Below are 17,919 nucleotides of genomic sequence, written 5' to 3'. Positions count from 1 at the left end.
GCGGTACAAGCGCACAGCGCGCTGACGCAGTTCGTCGGGGTACTTCTTCGGTGCTGCCACGGACAACTTCCTCCCCCACGGCCATCAGACCATGGTCAAGAAGCTCCATGAAAGCGGGGGTGGCTCAGTCCTCCTGATCGCTGGTGACAAGTCGGGCCAGTGGAAGCGGTGGTATCGAGAGGCGATCCCCGAGGCGGAGCAGCTGTACGCGACCTATCTCAAGGAACGCGAGAGAGAGGAAGGGTAATGAGCGAGGTTCGGCGCTGGCGGGAATCCAGCCATCTGGAGCGTGCGATGGAGACCGCAGGGGGACGCGAGGCTTTCGACGTAGCCGTCGGACAGATGCTCGATGAAGCTCGAGGCTGGCGGCTCGCTGAGATGCGAAAGCGGCGAGGGCTGACCCAGGAACAGGTAGCTGCCCGGATGGGTGTCTCAGTTTCACGCGTCTCCCAGATCGAAGGCGGCGATGTCTCCACCCAGGAGGTGCTGAACCGGTACATCTCTGCGCTCGGGGGCACGCTCAAACTTATTGCTGACTTCGGCGACGAGCAACTCAAGGTCGCTTGACGCCCGAACATTGCGGCCCCGTGGTCGATCAAGCTGGTGGGCGGGTCGCCGGGCCGGGACCGAAGAGCGGGTAGGCGGCGGTGCCGAGGGCGAACAGCACGACCACGGGCAGCCACGACGTGGCGGAGGTGGAGGGCTGGACCGGCCAGGCCCAGAGGGCGGTGACCGGGTCTGTCTGGCGGGGCGCGGCGGCGTAGACGGCGCACACGTAGCCGAACGCCGGCAGCCACGCCAGGCGTACGCCGAGCAGTGCCGCCGCACCGGCGACCAGGCCGGTGCAGCCGAGGGTGTTGCGGACCAACGCGTACGCGCCGAAGGCGTCCGGTTCCCGCAGCCCGGCCAGGGTGAGCGCGGCGGCGACGGTGAGTGTGGCCAGCAGGAGGTGCCCGACCCGCCAGACCCGCCAGCGCAGCGCGGTGCTGCGCTCCAGCTCGTCGTCGGCACCGCCGAGGGTCGGCCCGACGAGGATAGCCGCCAGCAGTGGTGCGAGGGCGACGACCGGCACCCGGGCCAGCGGTCCGTCGAAGTAGGAGCGGCTGGCCAGCCAGTTTCCCGCCAACCAGGCCAGCACCGTGACGGCAGCCAGCCCGACCGCGAACATCGGCACGCTTCGGGCGGTCAGGTGCAACGCGAGGAGACGACGGTTCACTGCGGCTGTCCGAGACGGATCAGCGCCGGCACGTCGCAACGGGCCGCGGCGTCGAGGTACGCGCTGAACCAGGCGTGCTGTGCCGCGAGTGGCAACGCGCGCAGCCGTTCGAGCGCCGGGTCGACCGGTGCCGGTGGATCGGTGGAGTGCGACGCGTCGAGCAACCAGGCCGCCGCGACGCTGCTGAGCTGGTACACCCGATGGTCCGGCTCGCGCCTCTGCTCGACGGGGCAGCGTGGCCGGGTCACCGTGTGGAAGTCCGCGCGCAACCAGTCTGGGCGGGCCAGGCCGCCCCGGACAGTGGACTGGCTGTCCAGATAGAGCCAGACCGTGTCGCCGTCGGTCGAGTCCGGTGTCCCGGCAGGCGCGGTGGCGTGATCCACCGCCCGCCAGGGCCGGCCGGTGGCCTCGGTCAGGCGGATCAGGACCGGTCGGACGACCGGCGTGACGTCGTCGAGCAGGAAGGCGTTGATCCTGGACAGGCAGACCGGCGGGCCGGTGTCCGTGCAGACCAACTGGACCGCGCCAGGATCGGCCGGCAGCCGGTACGGGCCAGGTCCGGTGGCCACAGGCACCGCGACGGCGATCGCGACCCCGCCGGCCAGCGCGGCCATCCACCACCGCCGGGCCGCGACCGCGAGCGACAGTACGGTGAGTGCCAGCAGCCACCCGGCCTGCCCTGCGGTGACCCAGTCGGGGATGGACTGGTGCATCCTCCAGCCCGGTGAGACGGGGGAGAGCCAGGCGGCGGCCCTGGTGTCCCCGTACAGCAGGATCCCCAGCCCCAGATAGGTGGCGAGCCCGGCGATCGGCGCGGCGACCCGCAGCGCCGACAGCCGGCCGACCAGCGTGCCGATCGCGGTCGCCGTGCCCAGCGCGACGACGCCGACAGCCAGCATCCACCACCAGCCGCCACCGGCGTACGTCGCCACCGGGGCGACAAACGCCGCCGCGCCGCTGAAGGCGAGCAGCACACCTGTGGTGCCGGCCAGCGCCACGGCCAGCCACGCCAGCACCACTGGGTGCCAGCCGGGGCGGGGGGTGGAGGTGATCAGCTCGCCCAGGTCGCGCCGCCGCTCCCGACCGGCCTGCCACGCCCCGGCCGCGACCATGAGCGCACACAGGATCAGCATCGACACCCGGAAGTAGTCGGCGAGCCCGGCCCACCGGCCCGCCCAGTGGTCGGGGTGCACGGCCAGCATCCACACCCCGGCACCGAACATCGCCAACGCCGCCACGGGTGCGGTGCCCCGCCGCAACTCCACCCGCAGCATCCGGCGCACCTGTGCCGTCCGCCGTACGAAAGGCACCGGCGTCACCGCGCTGCCTCCCGGGCGCCGCGCAGCACGGCGGCGTAGCCGCGTTCGATCGGGGAGTCGCCGCTGTCGCCGGCAGCACCGGCGGCGATGAGCTCGTCGGGCCGGCCGGTGAAGACCAGCCGTCCCTTGTCGACCAGGCTGACCCGGGCGCAGGCGGCCACCACGTCCTCGACCAGGTGGGTGCTGACCAGCACGACGGCGTCCAGCCCCAACTGGCGCAGCAGAGCCCGGAACTCCACCCGCTGTTCCGGGTCGAGACCGGCGGTCGGCTCGTCCAACAGCAGCAGCTTCGGGTCGTTCACGATGGCCTGGGCGATGCCGGCCCGTCGCAGCATCCCGCCGGACAGGTGTTTCATCCGGTCGTCGGCGCGGTCGAGCAGCCCGACCCGTTCGATCGCGCGGTCCACCGCCAGCGGAATCGCCTCCGGCGGCATCTCCTTCAGCCAGGCGAAATACTCGACGAACTCCCGCACGGTGAAGCGCGGGTAGAACCCGAAGGACTGCGGCAGGTAGCCCAATTGGCGGCGGGCCAGCCGGAGCCCGGCTGGGTCCGACAACTGTCGCCCGAGCAGTCGTACCTCGCCGCGGTCGGGTCGCAGCACCGTGGCCAGCACCCGCATCAGCGTCGTCTTGCCGGCCCCGTTCGGACCGAGCAGCCCGTGCACCCCCACACCCAGCTCAAGTTCCAGCTCTTCGAGCACCGGTCGGCTGCCGTAGCTGACCCGTAACCCGTGGATGCTCACCGTCGTCACGCCGCTCGTCTCCCCACCTGTTCCCGACGTACGTACAACACCGCGACCGCCGCCGCGGTCACCCCCCACCACATCGGCCCGCTGCCCAGCACCAGCGTCCAGGCGCCGAAGGGCGCCACCACGACGAGCGCCCACACCCCCAGCACCACACCCGCCGCGGTGGCGGGCTCGATCATCGAGCCGAGTGCCAGCGTCAGCGCGGTCAGCGCGAGACAGATCAGCGGCCACACCGCAGGCGTACCGAGGCCCGCCGCCGCACCGGCGAGGACCGCGACCGGCGCGGTGGCGGTGAGCACCGCGAGCGTGCGCCACAGTACGAGCCGCAGCCCGCCGTGCGGCGTACCCGCCACCAGCTCGTGCAGCGGATCGGTACGCGGCCCGTACGACAGGGCGGTGCCGACCACCGGCAGTGTCGGCGCGACGAGCAGCAGCAGCCACGGCGGCAGCGTCGCCTGGCCGACCGACCCGCCCAGAGCGGTCAGCCCGGCCACCACCACCGCCATCAACCAGGCGCCCCGGGCTGCCGGCGCGGCGGTCAGCAGCACCCGGACGCGTCGCCACGCGGAAGCCGGCCGCGCCCGTCCCGGCGGCGGCAGGCGTCGGCCCAGCGCCACCGCCGCCGCCTCGACGAGCCGCGCGGTCGGCTCGTCGAGGACGATGCCGGCCCGGCAGCTGGCGCAGCTGTCGAGATGCGCCTCCACCGACCAGGCGTCCGCGTCGTGCAGGCCACCGTCGGCGTACGCCGCGAGCACCCGCGCGTCCAGGTGAAACTCCGTCACGACAACGCCTCCCGCAGCTCGCGGCGGGCCCGCATCGCCCGGGTCTTCACCGTGCCCTCCGGTACGCCCAGCACCACCGCCGCCTCCCGTACGGTCAACCCGTCCAGCACCGTGGCCTGCAACACCGCCCGCAACTCGGGCGACAACCGGTGCAGGGCCCGTTCCAGATCCGCGTCGTAGGTCCCCGCCAGCGCCTCGTCCTCGGCCGACGGTGACCAGGCCAGCAGCGGTTCCGGCACCGGGCCGGCGCTCTGCGGGCGGGCCAGGGCGCGCCGCCGGGTGTCGATGAGCCGGCGCAGCGCGACCGCCCACAGCCAGTGCACCGCCGCGCCGTCACCGCGGTAGCCGGCCGCTGCCCGCCAGACCGTCAGGAACGTCTCCTGGAGCAGTTCCCGGGCCAACTCCGGGTCGCGGCAGCGGCGACGCAGGCGCAGCATCAGCCAGGGTGCGTGCCGTGCGTACAGCACGTCGAACGCCCGCCGGTCTCCCGCACCGACGAGGCGCAGCAACGCCCCGTCGTCCTCATCCCTCACGCGAAGTTAGGACGCACCCGACCTCCCAATGGTTCTCCCACCACCCCAGCCCCCCTGTCGATCATGCAGTTGTGGTGCCCCCTGAATGGGGATGTTAGCGACATAGTCGGCACCACTACTCCATGATCGGCGGGAAGTGGGCGGTTGGGGGGATTGATGTCAATCGACTTAAATCTGGTCGTGCGGGTCGGATTGCCGAACGCGACGAAGCGGCTTCGCTGATTACCATGAGCGGTGGTGCGGTCACGGCGACGTGCCCTCGTGGCTGCCTCGGGGGAGGTGTACGTGATGTCGACGGAGTCTGCCCGCAGTCCGTCGCGGGGCCTCGTACGAGCGAGGCTGATCACCTCGCTGAGCGTACGACCCCGGTCGCTCGGTCTGGTCGTCGCGCCGGGTGGCTGCGGCAAGACCACCCTGCTCACCCAGTACGCCGACCGGGTCGACGGGCCGGTGAGCTGGTTACGGATCGAGCCGGCCGACGCGGATCCGGCCCGGGTGCTGGCCCGGGTGGACGCGGCCCGGCCCGAGGGCCACGGTGGGTTGTTGATCGTCGACGATCTGCACCTGGTCGAGGGTTCGCCGGGGGAGTCGGTGCTGCTGGAACGGGCACTCGCGCTGACCGGGGAGGGCCTGGGCGTGCTGATCGGCACGCGTCGGGTGTCACCGCTGATCCTGACCCGGCACGAGTTCTCCGACAGCCTGGTCGTCGACGCCGAGCAGTTGCGCTTCCGCACCTGGGAGGTGGAGCGGCTGCTGCGCGACGTCTACCGGGAACCGCTGCCCGCCGACGACGTGGCGGCGCTGGCCCGGCGGCTCGGTGGCTGGGCGGCCGGGCTGAAGCTCTACCACCTCTCCACCCAGGGCCAACCGTTGCCCGACCGGCGTCGGGCCGTGGCCACGCTGGCGGTCCGCTCGGCGCTCTCCCGGGACTACCTGACCCGTACGGTGCTGGCAGAGCTGGCCCCGGACCTGCACCGGTTCCTCGTCCGTACCTCCGTCTTCGAGATCGTGACCGCCGAACGGTGCGATCGGCTGCTGGGCGGCAGCGACGGGCAGGCCGCGCTGGAGGAGCTGGAGCGGCGGCAGGCGTTCACGGTGTCCCACGACGGCGGCCGGTCCTTCACCTACCACGAAGTGCTCCGGGGCCACCTCACCGCCGTGCTCACCGAGGAACTGGGGGAGGCCGGTGCGCGCGCCTGGCACGCCCGCGCCGGGCGGCTGCTCGCCGAGGAGGGTGCGGCGCTGGAGGCGGCCCGCTGCTTCGCCCGCGCCCAGCAGTGGCCCGAGGTGCACCGGTTGCTCGACGCCGCCGGCAGCGCAGTCGCCGTACGCGGTCTCGACCCCTGGTCCGACCTGCTGCCGGCCTGGTTCATCGCCGAGGACCCGTGGCTGGTGCTGGCCGACGCCCAGCATCGGATCAACGAGGGACAGTTCGCGGCGGCGGCGCCGCTGCTGCGCCGGGCCGAGGCGATGTTCGGTACCGGCCGGGGTGCGGCCCGCTGCCGGTCGCTGCGGGCGGACGTGACGGCCTGGCTGCCGGACGCCCCACACTGGCGCGGACACTGGTCGGGCTGGCTGCGCAGCGCCACCCGCCGGCACCCGGCGCTGGTGCTCGGGGAAGCGGAGCGGTTGGCCGGAGCCGAGGACGTGCTGGTCCGGGCGACCGTGTCGCTGCTGGCCGGGCACGTCGCCGAGGCGCTGCGCATGCTGGAGCCGGACACCTTCGCCGACACCGACCTGGTTGGGCTGGCCGGCCGGCTGCTGCGGGCCGCCGTCGCGGTGGCCCGGGCCGAACCGCAGGCGACCGCCGCGGTGACCGCCGTCGGCCTGGCCGCCGACCGCGCCGGGTTGCCCTGGCTGGTCCGGCTGGCGCGGGCCGTGCCGGCGCTCAGCGGCACCGAGGTCGACCTGAAGGAAGCCGCCGCGGTGGCGGAGGAATGCGACCGGCTGGGTGACCAGTGGGGTGCGCTGCTCGCGGCGGGGTGCGCGGCGCTGGCCCGCTCGTGGCAGGGTGGCCCCGAACCGGAGGAGGCGGCGCGGTTGTGCGACCGGGCCCGCGCGGTGGACGGCGGGGTGCTCGCCGCCTGGGCGCAGTCCCTGCTCGCGCTGGCCGCCGTGCGGGCCCGGGTGCCCGACGCCGAGGTCGAGGTCCGGCGGGCGGAGAGCACCGCCCGAGCCGCCGGGGTGCCGGGCGCACGAGTGCTCGCCCTCGCCGCCGCGGCACCCGCCGGCCCCGGCCGCAGCAACGCGCTGGCAGCCGTGCACGCCGCCGCCGAGCATGCCGGAATGCCCCGGGCGGTGGTGGCCGCGTGGCTCACCCCCGAAGCCCGGCCGCCGGCGGTCGCGTCCCGTCCGGCTCCGCTTACCGTACGCTGCTTCGGCGGCTTCCAGATCTGCCTGCACGGCGAGCCGCTGAACTGGACCCCGCTGCGCCCACGGGCCCGGGCGCTGGCCCGGATGCTCGCCATGCGGGCCGCACCGGTGCACCGCGACCGGCTGCTCGACGCGCTCTGGCCGGACACCGATCCGGTGACGGCCACCCGGACCCTGCACGTCGCCCTGTCCAGCCTGCGCCGCTTCCTCGACACCCACCTGCCGCTCGGCGACCGGGAGACGCTGCTGCACCGCGACGGCGACGCCTACCTGTTGGCGTTGCCCCCGGACACCTGGTGTGACGTCGACGAGTTCCGCCGGGCGCTGGGCCGGGCCGCCCGGCGCGCCGCCACCGACCCGCACACCCTTGACGACCTGCGGGCTGCCGTGGCTGCGTACACCGGTGAGCTGCTGCCGGAGGACGGCCCGGCGGAGTGGGTGGTGGCCGAGCGGGAAACCCTGCGCCGGCAGGCGGCCGACGCGGCGGCCCGGCTCGCCGAGGCCGCCCTGCGCGGCGCCGACGGGGTGGAACCGGCGGCGGCGATGGCGGCCCGCTGCGTCGAGATCGACCCGTGCCACGACGCCGGCTGGCGGACGCTCATCGCCGCGCACGACCTGGCCGGTAACGCCGCCGCGGCCGCACACGCCCGCCGCCGGTACGCCGACGTGCTCATCTCCCTCGGCCTGGACCCGTCCGTGGCCGGAGGCGTCCCGGCGCCGGTCACCGCCGACCGAAGAATTCCGCCTCCCCGATCGCCACGGTCGGGATCAGTCCAGGACCATACGTCGAGCGGACAACCAGCCTGATCCGCACCAGGTTCGGCGTGGGCACGTCGAAGTGCTGCGGACCGGGCTCGTCGACGAGTTCGATGTCGGTGCTCTGCTCCTCGCCCTCGGCGTTGACGGTGACCACGGTCAGCTCGCGAGGCCGCCCGGCGGCCAGGTACGCCTGCCGACGCGGGCTGACACCCGGGGTGATCACCACGGTGAGCAGCCGCACCGGCTCGGTGAACCGACCCTCCACCCACGAGTCGGTGGCCCTGCCGGCCGGCGCCCAGTACTTGTTGCTGGCCCCGTCGATGAGCCGGCCGGCACCCGCGCCGAGCGTCTCCGACGAGGCCGCCACCGAGGTGGGCACCAGCGGCGTCGGGTCCTGGGTGCGGTCGCGTACCGCCTCCAGCCCCCGCCGGGCCAGCGGCGGCCCGGCCACGGCCAGCACCGCCAGGAGGCAGATCGCCAGCACGAGCAGCACGACCCGGCGGGCCGCGCCGCCGACCCGGCGCTCCTCCTCACGGAGGCTGCGCCGCCGGCGGGGGGCACGCAGCCGGTCCCACAGGCGCTGCCACCACCGGCGTCTCGGTGCGGCGACCACCACCGCGGCGACAAGCGAACTGCCACAGCGCCGGCAGAACCGCCGGGCCCGGTCGTTGTCCACGCCGCAGGCCGGATTCGGGCAGACCACCCGGGTGTTCGCCGGTGCTGGCGCGTCCCCGTCCGGCACCGGGTCGGGCTGTGGCACGGCCGGCAGGGGTTTCGACTTGCCTGGCTGCACCGCCTCGATGTGCCGTTCCTCGCCGCCCTGCTCCCGCTCGGTGGCCGGCACCTTGGTCGGCGTGGTCGCCGTGCCCTGCGTGGTCGCCGTGCTGGCTGTGGTCGCCGTGCTGGGCGTGGCCGAGTTGCTGGGTGTGGTCGAGTTGCTGGGTGTGGTCGACCGCGTCGAATCGGCCGCCTGCTCCCCGCGTGCCGACCGGTCCCACAGGAACTCGCCGCAGGAGCCGCAGAACTGCGCGCCGGCCTCGTTGGACGCGCCGCACGCGTCGCATGTGATCATTTCCGGATCTCCACTGTCGTGCGGACATGCGCCGGCACGGCGGCAGCCAGCACCTGGCGTACCAACGCCTCGTCGACCTCGCCGTGCACCCGGATCCGCAGCTGCGGCGTCTCGTCGGCGCCCGGCGCGTCGGTAGGCGTCGCCGACCAGCTCACGCCGCCGTTGTCGGTGACCTCGACCCGGGCCCCGGTGGCCACCCGCAGCGCCAACTCGACCCCGCGGGCCGTGCCCCGCCAACGGTGCAGCTGCACCGCGTGCCGGACCAGGTCACGGCGGGCCTGCGGCGGTCGGTCGGCGTCCACCGGCGCGGCCACCCAACCGGCCAGCCAGTCCAGGAAGTCCGCCGGCGCCAACTCCAGGTCGAAGTAGGCGTCCAGGCAGTCCAGGGTCAGCAGGATCGGCGCCAGCACCTCGTCGAGACCGGCGGTGAACCGCTGCGCGAAGTCGTCCTCCAGATAGACCGCGGGCAACTGCTCCCCGATCGGATGCGGGCTGACCAGCCCCGGTACCGAACCCCGCATCAACCCCTCCTCACCTCGATGATCCGGCCGCTCACCCGGTGACCCGCACCTGGTGGCCGTAGGAGAAGGCGAGGGCGTTGACGTCGAGTTCGAGGCGCTGCACCGCCTCACCGCGTTCGCCGCTGGTCGGGTCGGCACCGAAGAGCCGTACCTCCTCCACCAGATCGACCCCGGCGACGCGTTGCAGCACCGCGTGCAGCTCGCCGGACTGCACCGGCCGCCCGAACGGCCAGCCGGTGCCGTCGGGCCCACCCCGCACCGGGTCCAGGTAGTCGTAGAGGGCCCGCACCGCCCGGCGGCGCAGCTCGGCGCCGGAACCGCCGGCCCGGGGCCGGGCGCGGACCTGGGCAACCACCGTGACCCCCTGGTAGAACGGCGGTTCCACGAGCAGCCGGGCACCGACACAGCGGCGGGAGTCGAGGAAGGTGCCGATCCGTTCCAGGATCTCGTCGCGGGGCCGCAGCGCGGCGAACCGGGCCGCGTCGTCGTCGGCGTCGCGGTGCTCACCGAGCGCCGGTACGACAAGCACCCGCACCGCGTGCGAGTCACCCGCCGCCGGTACGCAGCGCACCCGCTGCACCTCCGGCGCGGCCTGCCGGGCCAACTGCTCGTAGTCCTCGGCGGTGACCGCCCGTTCCCGGGTCCGCAGGGTCAGCGGCCCTCGTACCGACGTCTCGGCCAGCGACTCGCCGTCCACCCCGCCGGTGGCCGCGGCCCGGTTGGTCACCGTCGACACGAACGGCACCGGGTCACGCAGCACGCTGAGCGTCCGTGCGGCCACGTTGCCCTGCCGGCCACCACCGGTCCGGTACGCCGGAACCCGCACCACCGCACCCTTCGGCGGCACCGCCCCGTGCTGGCTGATCGTGCCGTCAGGCTGCCGGACCGCCGGTCCGAACCGGACCTCGCCGCTGGTCCGGTCCACGCAGACATGCCGGTCCTCGGGCCCTGAGTCGGCGAAACTCGGCACCTCCCGCCAGGTCTGCCAGCCCTCGACGGTGCTCACCTCGATCTCGATCGCCCCGTCCGCGGCCACGATCGGCGCCCGTTGCACCGTGAACACCTGCCCGGGCACCCCCTCGGCGGCACCCAGTGTCTCCCCGTCGATCAGCTCCGCGTGGCAGGCCGCCACGGTGCCGCCGATGGTGGCCGCCTCGGCCCGGCCCAGCAGCGGCGGGGCGTTGAAGAACGGCTGCCCGGCGGTGGGCTGGCGCAGCCGGCACCGCAACCAGCCGCCCCGGTGCCGCGCGACCACCGTGGCGCTGTGCCCGGCCGGTACGTGCAACACCACCTCGCCGGCCCGGTTGAGCGCGCCAGTGGTGTCCCGTTCCACCGGACACTCCACCCAGCCGTCGTCGGTCAGCGCCTCCCACACCAGCGGCGGGTTCGTCGGGTCCACCCCACGCCCGGAAACCGACCAGTCCATGGTGAGCAGCACCGCGCAGCCGGGCACCGGCTCGTCGAGCCCGAACAGCACCGCGTCGTCGGCCGCCGGCGGGTCGGCGAACGCCGGCACCCGGCTCGCGCCGCCCAGGTCGCCGGTGCGGTCGCTGGGCTGACCCCCGGCCGGCACGGTCAGCACCTTGCGCAGTCGGCACGGCGGCACGCTCAGCTCGTGCAACGTCTCGAAGGTCACCGGTTCGACGTTCTCGGCCCGGACGGTGGCCACGTGCGTGCCGGCGGGCACCACGACCGGCGCGTCACGCGGCGCGGAGAGCCAGAACGTGACGTCGGTCGAGGCCACCGCCGGCGGGAAGGGGGTGATGCCGAGCAGGTCGAGGAACTTCACGTAGTGCCGGTCCGGCACCCGGTTGAGCCGGTAGAGCAGCTGGTCGACCAGGTACGCGAACGTCTCGATCAGGGTCACCCCCGGATCGGAGACGTTGTGGTCGGTCCATTCCGGGCAGCGCCGCTGCACCAGGCGTTTGGCGTCGTCCACCAGATCCTGGAAGCGGCGGTCGTCAAGGTTCGGTGCGGGCAGGGCCATCACTCGGCTCCCGGGTCGTGCGCGGGGATCACATAGAACGGGAAGACCAGGTTGCGCGGGTCGTTGTCCTGCCGCAGCCGGTAGCGGATGTCGATGTGCAGGGTGCCGCGGGCGGCGTCGGCGAAGTCGACGAGCACGTCGTCCAGCTCGATCCGGGGCTCCCACCGCTCCAACGCCAGCCGCACCTGGTAGGCGACCTGGCCGGCGGTGGACGGGTCGGCGGGGGCGAACACCAACTCGTGGATGGCGCAGCCGAACTCGGGCCGGCCGGGCCGCTCACCGGGGGCGGTGCCGAGGATCAGCCGGATGCTCTCCACCACCTCACGGTCGCCCCGGACCAGCGCGATCCGGCCGGTCGGGTCGGTACGCAGCGGAAAGGCCCAACCGGCGCCGACGAAATCGGTGGCCATCGCCATTCACCCGCCGATCAGCACGGTCGGGCAACCGGCGATGATCGGGGCCCCGCAGCCGGCCAGGTCACCGAGGCGGGCGGCGGGTCGCCCGCCGATGAGCACCGTGGGGCAGCCGGGCGGCACGAGCGGCGACGGCGGATGCGGTGGGACGCCCGGGAAGGCGCAGGTGTGCAGGGTGCCCACGGTCGCCGCGGGTTGCCCGCCGATGAGCACTGTGGGCACACCGGGGCCGCCGACCGTCCCGGGGTGGGCGGTGGGATCGCCGACGCGGGCGGCTGGTGGCACGGCACACTCTCCCTTCGGTACGCCGCGAGGAGTCTCCCCGAGGCTGTTCAGTTGATCCGGACCACGGCGCCACGGATGGTCACCGGGCCCTTCCCCTCGACGCTCAGGTCGCCCTTTGCCGCGACGGTGACCCGCTGCCCGGCCAGCTCCAGCGACCCGGTGCCGGCGTCCAGGCTGATCCCGTTGCGAGCCTGGACACTGACCTTGCCGTCGCTGACGATCTCGATCTGCTTGCCGGTGCGGTCCAGCCGCACGGTGAACTTCCGGTCCCCGGTGGAGATCAGGATTCCGTCCGGGCCACTGCCGGCCTCCAGCAGCTCCAACCGGTGGCCGGTGCGGGAGACGAGTGCCCGCGCGGCGATCCGCCCGCTGCCGCCGTCCACCACGTCGGTCTCCAGCTTCGGCGGGGCGTCCCTGCCGTTGTGCAGTCCACCGAGGACGTACGCGGCGTCCAGGTTGCCGCCGGTGAACCCGACGAGCACCTCGTCACCGACCTCCGGCAGCAGCACCGCCCCCCGGTCCGCACCCGCACCGGGCTGCACCACCCGGGCCCAGCCGGTGGTGTACTTCTCGTCCAGCCACGGCAGGGTGAGCCGGACCCGGCCGAGCTTCTTCGGGTCCTTCACGTCGCTGACCACCGCCGGCACCAGGCCCTGACCGACCCGCTCGGGCGCGGTCGCGCCAGCGGTCAGCCCGTAGAACGAGCGGTCGGAGCGGCCGGAGACGGTGAACGCCGTGGTGTAGCCGGCCTCCTGGCTGAACAGGTGCCGGGTGCTGGTCAGCACGTACTTGCCCTGGAACGGCTCGCCGATGTTGGCCAACGCCACCGCCGTGCCCGCACGCAGCCGGGCGTTGCCCTTGGCCACCCCCTCGATCTCGGCACAACCGCCACCGAGGTCACCGGCGAGCGCCCCGGAGACGGCCCGGACCGCGGCGTCGCTGCCCAGGGTCGGATCGGCGACCAGGTACGGCGGGCTGCCCACCTTCTTGCCCAACTGGGCCGGGTCCACCCCGATCCCCTCGGCACCGGGCACCTTCGGGACGGCGGTGGCGCTCACCGCCTTCTTGGTGGCCGGATCCCAGCCCCGCGCGCCCACCTCCGGCACCTGCGCGGTGGCGGTGACGCCGGCCCGCAGCGCGATCAGGTTGCGGTTGACCTCCAGCACCAGCGGATCCTGGGTGGCCCGCGCGGAGGTGTCCGGCGCACCGGCCGGCGGCTCGGGCATCCGCAGGTGCAACGCGCCGTCGACCACCATCACCTGCGCGCCGACCAGCTCCGCGAGCCGGTGCAGGAAGGCCCAGTCGCTGACGTTGTCCTGGCTGAGCTGTGTCTCCGGCTCGCCGCCGATGCCCGCCACCGGGTCGATCCGGCCCGCCTTCAACCCGGCCCGCTGGGCCACCTTGCGCACGATGTCCGGCACGCTCATCCCCGGGTACGCGGCGACCCGACGGCCGCGCAGCAGCCGGTGGGCCAGGTCCAGGCCGCGTACCTCGGTGAAGGTGCCGGTGGCGTCCAGCTCGCACTCGAGGGCGGTGACCTCCCCGGTGAGCAGCAGCACCGGACCACCCGGGTCGGAGGTCTGCACGCTCAACCGCACCGGCGCGCCGATGGTGAAGCCGCCCTTGGTCAGCACGCTGCGGTCCGGGTCGCGGTAACGCAGCACGAACCGGTCGGGCAGGTTGCGGCTGTCGTCCACCGCCGCGTACGTCAGCAGCGCCGCGATCTCCGCGGGCAGCGGACTGCCGCCCACCTCGACCAGGAGAGCGTTGGCGAACTGCTCATTGGCCACGGGCACCGCCTGTCAGTTCCTCCGGTGCGGGCACCAGCAGGGCGGTGCCGGGGCGCAGCCGCATCGGGTCGTCGATGTCGTTGGCCTCGGCGATCTGCCGCCACAGCCCCGCCCGCCCGTACGCCTGATAGGCCACCGAGTGCAGGGTGTCCCCGGCCACGACGACGTGGATGTCACGCGCGGCCAGCGCCCCGGAGGTGGGGTTCTGCCCCGGCTGCTCACCGGAGATCTCCTCCAGTGTCACCGTGCACAGCGCCCGCACCGGCGTCCCGCCCGGGGTGAACAGGGTGTACTTGGCGTTGACGCTGGCCACGAAGGAGGGGAAGCCGACCATGCCGCCCCAGTGGAACACCACCCACGGCGGCGAGCCCTTCTTCTGCTGCCGGCTCGCGTCGGTAGGCACGCAGCAGGCGAAGAGTTCCTCGACCCGCTTCACCACCGAGCTGTCCATGGTGTCGGTGGCGTCGAAGAACATCTCCAGGCTCAACTTGCACGGGTCCGATCCGGTGAACTCCGGCACGCCGCTCTTCTTCGCGTTGCGCTGCGCGTCCCGCTTCCACTTCGCGGTCTTGGTGAGCGCCAGCTCCTTGGGGTTGAACTGGAACGGGATCTGGCTCAGTTTCGGCCCCGGCGAGGCGGTGCCGCCGTTGCGGGGCGGCTCGTGCAACTGGAGGTAGGCGTGGGTCAGCTGCGGCGGGGCGCCACCACCGCGGCCGACAGGGCTGCCGGCGGCGGTGAACGTGACAGGTGAGGCGCTCACGGTCTCACCCCCCGGACCCGGGGCCGAAGAAACCGTGGTGGGCCAGCTCCAGGGTCTCCACGGCGACCTTCGGGCTGTCCGGGTTGAGCTGCGGGCCGGACCACTTCACCGGGATGACGTCGAGCAGCCCCCAGCGGGCGATCACCGTGCCTTCCAGCGTGCGCGCCTCGATGGTGGCGGTCTTACGGGTTATCCCGTTGGCCATGCCGGCGAACCAGCGCATCAGCTTGGTGCTGTCCGCCGTGATGGGGCGGGAGAGCTTGACGTTGGAGAACTTCATCCGGGTCGGCAACTGCCAGACATGACCGTTGTTGCCGCCCTCCTCGCGCTGTTCCACCACCACCTCGCAGCCCAACCCGTCACAGGTGTTGAACGCGCCGAGATCCTGATCGTCGATCTTGACGACGAAGGCGATCGCGACGGCGACCTCGTCCTTGGTCATCCCTTCCTCCTCGTCGTTCGGCGCTTTTCCGCAGGTGGCGCAGGGGATCGGGGGTTCAGCCCGGTCCGCCGAGCACCCCGTGCCGCTCCCGGTCGAGCCGCAACTCGGTCTTCAACCGGCGCAGCAGCGGGTCGTACAGCTTCTTCAGCAGTTCCTCGGGCTCCGTTGCGGCACCGGGTGCGCCAGGTGTGGCCGGTTGTCCGGCCGCCGTGGCGTCACCGGTGGGCGGTGTCGGCGCGGTCGCCGGCGGTGCGGCGGGCAGCTCGGGCGGCGGCAGGTCCGTCGGGGGCGGGTCGTCCGGCGGCACGGCCGTGGGTTCGGCCCGCTGCACCGGCAACGACCCGACCGACCCATCGGAGTACGCTGCCGCAGTGCCGCCCGCCCCGGAGCTGACGAGGTACGTCATCGGGGCACCGCCGCTACCGGCGCTGGTGAAGAACCTCAGCGGGGTGCTACCGCCGCCGGAGTTGGTGAGGCTGGTGACCGGGGGGCTGTCGCCGCTGACCGGGGTGTTGCCACCGCCCGAGCCGGAACGGCCGGACGAAGGCGGCGAGCCGGGCAGCGCACCCACCCAGCGCTGGACCGGCGGACCGCCACCGGCCTCGCGCGGAGCCGAACCGCCCACGACGGCCGGCAGCCGCGCCTCGGTGCGCGGCGGGGAGTGCTCCGGCCCGGCGTAGGTGAGCGGGACGCTGTCCGGCCGCGCCTCGTGGTGCTGCCAGCTCACCCGTTGCACACTCGGGCCGGCGGGAGCCGCCGGCTCGGGTAGCTCCCCGGCCAGCGACCGGATCGGGCGGTCGCCGACCAACCGGGCCACCACAAGGGGCAGCGCTGCCGGTGCGCTGTCGGGCTGCCCACTCGAACCGTCCGGCTGATCCGGCGGTTCGCCGTAGCCACCAACCAGGCCGGCAGTGTCGGACCCGGCGTCGGGAGAATCGGAGCCACCGGTTGACGCATCCGTCCCAGCGGCAGCAGCGGCGTCGCCGTCGAATGTGGCCGGTGGGGCCTGCGTGGCGCTGCCGGCCGGTGGGGCCTGCGTGGCGCTGCCGGCCGCCCGTACCGGGGCATCGGTTGTCGATCCGGGCATGGCCAGTCGGGACACCACTGGCAGATCGGCACTCCCGGCGCTGCGGCCCACGCCGGGATCCGTTGCCCCGCCGGTTGGATCGGCCGGTCCCGGCGGGCCGATCCGGGGCGGCGGCTCGTCGTTTGTCGGCCTCGCTACGGACGGTTGGCCGAGCAGGGGAGTCACCTGTGCCTCGGCGGGCAGCGGGCCGTCGGGCGACACGAACGTCTGCACGGTGGTCGGCGATCCACCCCCACCCGAGGGCGGACCGCCGTCCGGCGTGCTCCGGCTGCCCGGTGCACCAACAACCGGCAGGTCACCGATCGACGTCGGGGAACCGTCGCCAGTGCCGGTACGGGTACCGGCGTCGGTGTCGGGACCGACGTCGGCCGAGAATAGGCCGGAGCTTTCGGAGCTTTCGGAGCTTTCGGGGCTTTCGGAGCTTTCGGAGCTTTCGGAGCTGCCGGGGCTGCCGGGGCTGGCATCGGCGGCGAGGCGCGAGACGGACGTCTCTCCGATCAGTCCCGCCTGCTCGCCGGTGCTCGCACTGCTCTCGGTCACGCCCCGGTCGTCGTCGCCCGGGCTGGTGGTCGGTTGGCTGGTGGTGGTCGGGCTGGTGGTCGGTTGGCTGGTGGTGGTCGGGCTGGTCGTGGGTTGGCTGGCGGTGACCGGCCGGTGGACCAGCGGGGGTGGGGACGGGCTGTCGCCGGCCGGCACGCGTTGCATCGCATCGGGTGCCGGCGTGGCGTCGCGGGGCGGCAGCAACGGAGACACGATGGGTTCGCCGAGACCGAGCCGACGGGGTGGTCGCGCGACCTCTGGCAAACTCCGCTGCACGGCCAGGTCGAGCGGCGGTCCGCTGGACGCTCTCGATGGTGCTACTACGTCCGCCGATGCGCTGTGGCCCGGATCGTGCACGGATGACTCGCCTGCGAAAAGAGCCGGATCAAGGGGTTCGCGACCCAGCGTGGGCACGTCGGGTGAGCCGAGCTCTTCGCTGGCTGGCTGCTCGACATCGGTCGGCTCGGCGGTGGACGGTGCGACGCTGCGCTGCGCCACCGTGCTCGGCGGACTGACCGTGGGCAGGTGCAGTTGCACAGGTGGTGGCGGCGCGGTCAGCAGCCGGCTGACCGACACCGGCTCCAGCGGTACCGGCCGCGTCGGCGTCGCAAGCGGCAACTCCGGCATCGGCCCCGGCTCCGGCATCTGCCCCGGCGGCAGCTGCCCCGGCTCCGGCATCTGCCCCGGCGGCAGCCGGAGCGTTTGCGGCGTGGTCGGGCCCGGGTCGTACCCGCTGGTCGGGCCCGGCTCGTGGCTCGTGACCGGGCCGGATTTGCTCGTCACCGGGTCGGGCGAGGTGGCCGGGCCGAAACTGTGCGGGCTGGCTGGGCCGGGGAAATGCGGGCTGGCTGGCGCGGGATCGTGCGGGATGCCGGTCACCGATCGTTGCAGGGCGGCCGTACGGTGCGGTGCCGGTGCGGCTGGCGTCGCGAGCGGCATCGGCGCCGTCTCCTGGGCGGCGGGCTGTCCGACTGGGCTTGGTTCCGCTGGCGCGGTCACCGGCTCGGCGGCACCGTGCAGCACGCCGGCGGGTTCGGCCCCGGAGACGAGGTGACCGAGGGGAGCGAGGTACGACGGATCGCGCCAGGACGCCAGCGTGTCGGTGAATGCCTCCGGCAGGTTCAACCGTGGCTCGTCGGGGGTGATCCGTTGGATCGGCGGCAGGCTCTGCCAGGCCGGCGGCTCGCTGCGCTTCGCCGGGTGGTCAGTTGTCGACCCGGTGTCGGGCGTGGCGTCCGGCGCGGCGGACCGCTGCACGGTCCGCGGTGATCGCCACGGCCACCGCCACATC

General features: G+C 73.6%; 16 protein-coding genes and 1 pseudogene. 3 read left to right on the top strand and 14 right to left on the bottom strand.

Annotation, left to right across the window (positions count from 1 at the left end):
* Positions 1 to 124 precede the first annotated feature (124 nt).
* Positions 125 to 247 (top strand): annotated as a pseudogene (locus C1I93_RS32310) (type II toxin-antitoxin system RelE/ParE family toxin); the annotation flags it as partial.
* The gene (locus C1I93_RS08490; RefSeq protein WP_111242677.1) at positions 247 to 567 is read left to right on the top strand and encodes a helix-turn-helix domain-containing protein; all 321 of its coding nucleotides are present in this window, start codon (positions 247 to 249) and stop codon (positions 565 to 567) included. The pseudogene C1I93_RS32310 and the gene C1I93_RS08490, both read left to right, overlap by 1 nt.
* A 28-nt stretch (positions 568 to 595) precedes the next feature.
* Here the strand turns inward: C1I93_RS08490 and C1I93_RS08485 are convergent, their stop codons facing one another.
* From C1I93_RS08485 to C1I93_RS08465, 5 genes are read right to left on the bottom strand one after another with little or no spacing between them, the layout of a single operon-like run.
* Complete coding sequence (locus C1I93_RS08485; protein WP_420811800.1) at positions 596 to 1,168, bottom strand: hypothetical protein; 573 nt, start codon at positions 1,166 to 1,168, stop codon at positions 596 to 598.
* Positions 1,169 to 1,212: 44 nt separating this feature from the next.
* Positions 1,213 to 2,499, bottom strand: a complete 1,287-nt coding sequence (locus C1I93_RS08480; RefSeq protein WP_111242675.1) for an ABC transporter permease — start codon at positions 2,497 to 2,499, stop codon at positions 1,213 to 1,215.
* Between the two features lie 32 nt (positions 2,500 to 2,531).
* Positions 2,532 to 3,287, bottom strand: a complete 756-nt coding sequence (locus C1I93_RS08475; protein WP_111242674.1) for an ATP-binding cassette domain-containing protein — start codon at positions 3,285 to 3,287, stop codon at positions 2,532 to 2,534.
* A complete protein-coding gene (locus tag C1I93_RS08470) occupies positions 3,284 to 4,066 on the bottom strand; it encodes a zf-HC2 domain-containing protein (protein ID WP_111242673.1) in 783 nt (260 codons plus the stop codon). The genes C1I93_RS08475 and C1I93_RS08470 overlap by 4 nt, the downstream gene beginning before the upstream one ends.
* Positions 4,063 to 4,599 carry an RNA polymerase sigma factor gene (locus C1I93_RS08465; protein ID WP_111242672.1) on the bottom strand — a complete coding sequence of 179 codons (537 nt, stop codon included), beginning with the start codon at positions 4,597 to 4,599 and terminating at the stop codon, positions 4,063 to 4,065. The genes C1I93_RS08470 and C1I93_RS08465 overlap by 4 nt, the downstream gene beginning before the upstream one ends.
* A gap of 288 nt (positions 4,600 to 4,887) precedes the next feature.
* On the opposite strand from C1I93_RS08465, the gene C1I93_RS08460 reads away from it, so the two are divergent.
* A complete protein-coding gene (locus C1I93_RS08460; protein WP_146603464.1) occupies positions 4,888 to 7,779 on the top strand; it encodes an AfsR/SARP family transcriptional regulator in 2,892 nt (963 codons plus the stop codon).
* Here C1I93_RS08460 and C1I93_RS08455 read toward each other — a convergent pair.
* The 9 genes from C1I93_RS08455 to C1I93_RS31420 are packed head-to-tail and all read right to left on the bottom strand — an operon-like array spanning position 7,694 to position 17,918.
* On the bottom strand, positions 7,694 to 8,803 hold the full coding sequence (locus C1I93_RS08455; protein ID WP_111242670.1) for an NADase-type glycan-binding domain-containing protein: 1,110 nt from the start codon (positions 8,801 to 8,803) through the stop codon (positions 7,694 to 7,696). The two genes, C1I93_RS08460 and C1I93_RS08455, sit on opposite strands and share 86 nt — an antisense overlap.
* Entirely contained in the window at positions 8,800 to 9,324 is a 525-nt protein-coding gene (locus C1I93_RS08450) for a phage tail protein (protein WP_223256740.1), read from the bottom strand. Before C1I93_RS08450 ends, C1I93_RS08455 begins: the two co-directional genes overlap by 4 nt.
* Before the next feature lie 31 nt (positions 9,325 to 9,355).
* Positions 9,356 to 11,311, bottom strand: a complete 1,956-nt coding sequence (locus tag C1I93_RS08445) for a putative baseplate assembly protein (RefSeq protein ID WP_111242668.1) — start codon at positions 11,309 to 11,311, stop codon at positions 9,356 to 9,358.
* On the bottom strand, positions 11,311 to 11,721 hold the full coding sequence (locus C1I93_RS08440) for a GPW/gp25 family protein (RefSeq protein ID WP_111242680.1): 411 nt from the start codon (positions 11,719 to 11,721) through the stop codon (positions 11,311 to 11,313). Before C1I93_RS08440 ends, C1I93_RS08445 begins: the two co-directional genes overlap by 1 nt.
* A gap of 6 nt (positions 11,722 to 11,727) precedes the next feature.
* Complete coding sequence (locus C1I93_RS08435) at positions 11,728 to 12,009, bottom strand: PAAR domain-containing protein (RefSeq protein WP_111242667.1); 282 nt, start codon at positions 12,007 to 12,009, stop codon at positions 11,728 to 11,730.
* A 47-nt stretch (positions 12,010 to 12,056) separates the two neighbouring features.
* Positions 12,057 to 13,805 carry a VgrG-related protein gene (locus C1I93_RS08430; RefSeq protein ID WP_223256739.1) on the bottom strand — a complete coding sequence of 583 codons (1,749 nt, stop codon included), beginning with the start codon at positions 13,803 to 13,805 and terminating at the stop codon, positions 12,057 to 12,059.
* Complete coding sequence (locus C1I93_RS08425; protein WP_111242665.1) at positions 13,789 to 14,559, bottom strand: CIS tube protein; 771 nt, start codon at positions 14,557 to 14,559, stop codon at positions 13,789 to 13,791. Before C1I93_RS08425 ends, C1I93_RS08430 begins: the two co-directional genes overlap by 17 nt.
* Positions 14,560 to 14,563: 4 nt before the next feature.
* Positions 14,564 to 15,001 carry a phage tail protein gene (locus C1I93_RS08420; protein ID WP_111242664.1) on the bottom strand — a complete coding sequence of 146 codons (438 nt, stop codon included), beginning with the start codon at positions 14,999 to 15,001 and terminating at the stop codon, positions 14,564 to 14,566.
* Positions 15,002 to 15,056: 55 nt separating this feature from the next.
* The gene (locus tag C1I93_RS31420) at positions 15,057 to 17,918 is read right to left on the bottom strand and encodes a hypothetical protein (RefSeq protein WP_181445068.1); all 2,862 of its coding nucleotides are present in this window, start codon (positions 17,916 to 17,918) and stop codon (positions 15,057 to 15,059) included.
* Position 17,919 lies beyond the last annotated feature (1 nt).

It is taken from the genome of Micromonospora endophytica, from assembly GCF_003236305.1.
GTDB classification, from domain to species: Bacteria; Actinomycetota; Actinomycetes; order Mycobacteriales; family Micromonosporaceae; genus Micromonospora; species Micromonospora endophytica.
This window is presented reverse-complemented; position numbering and strand designations above follow the sequence as displayed.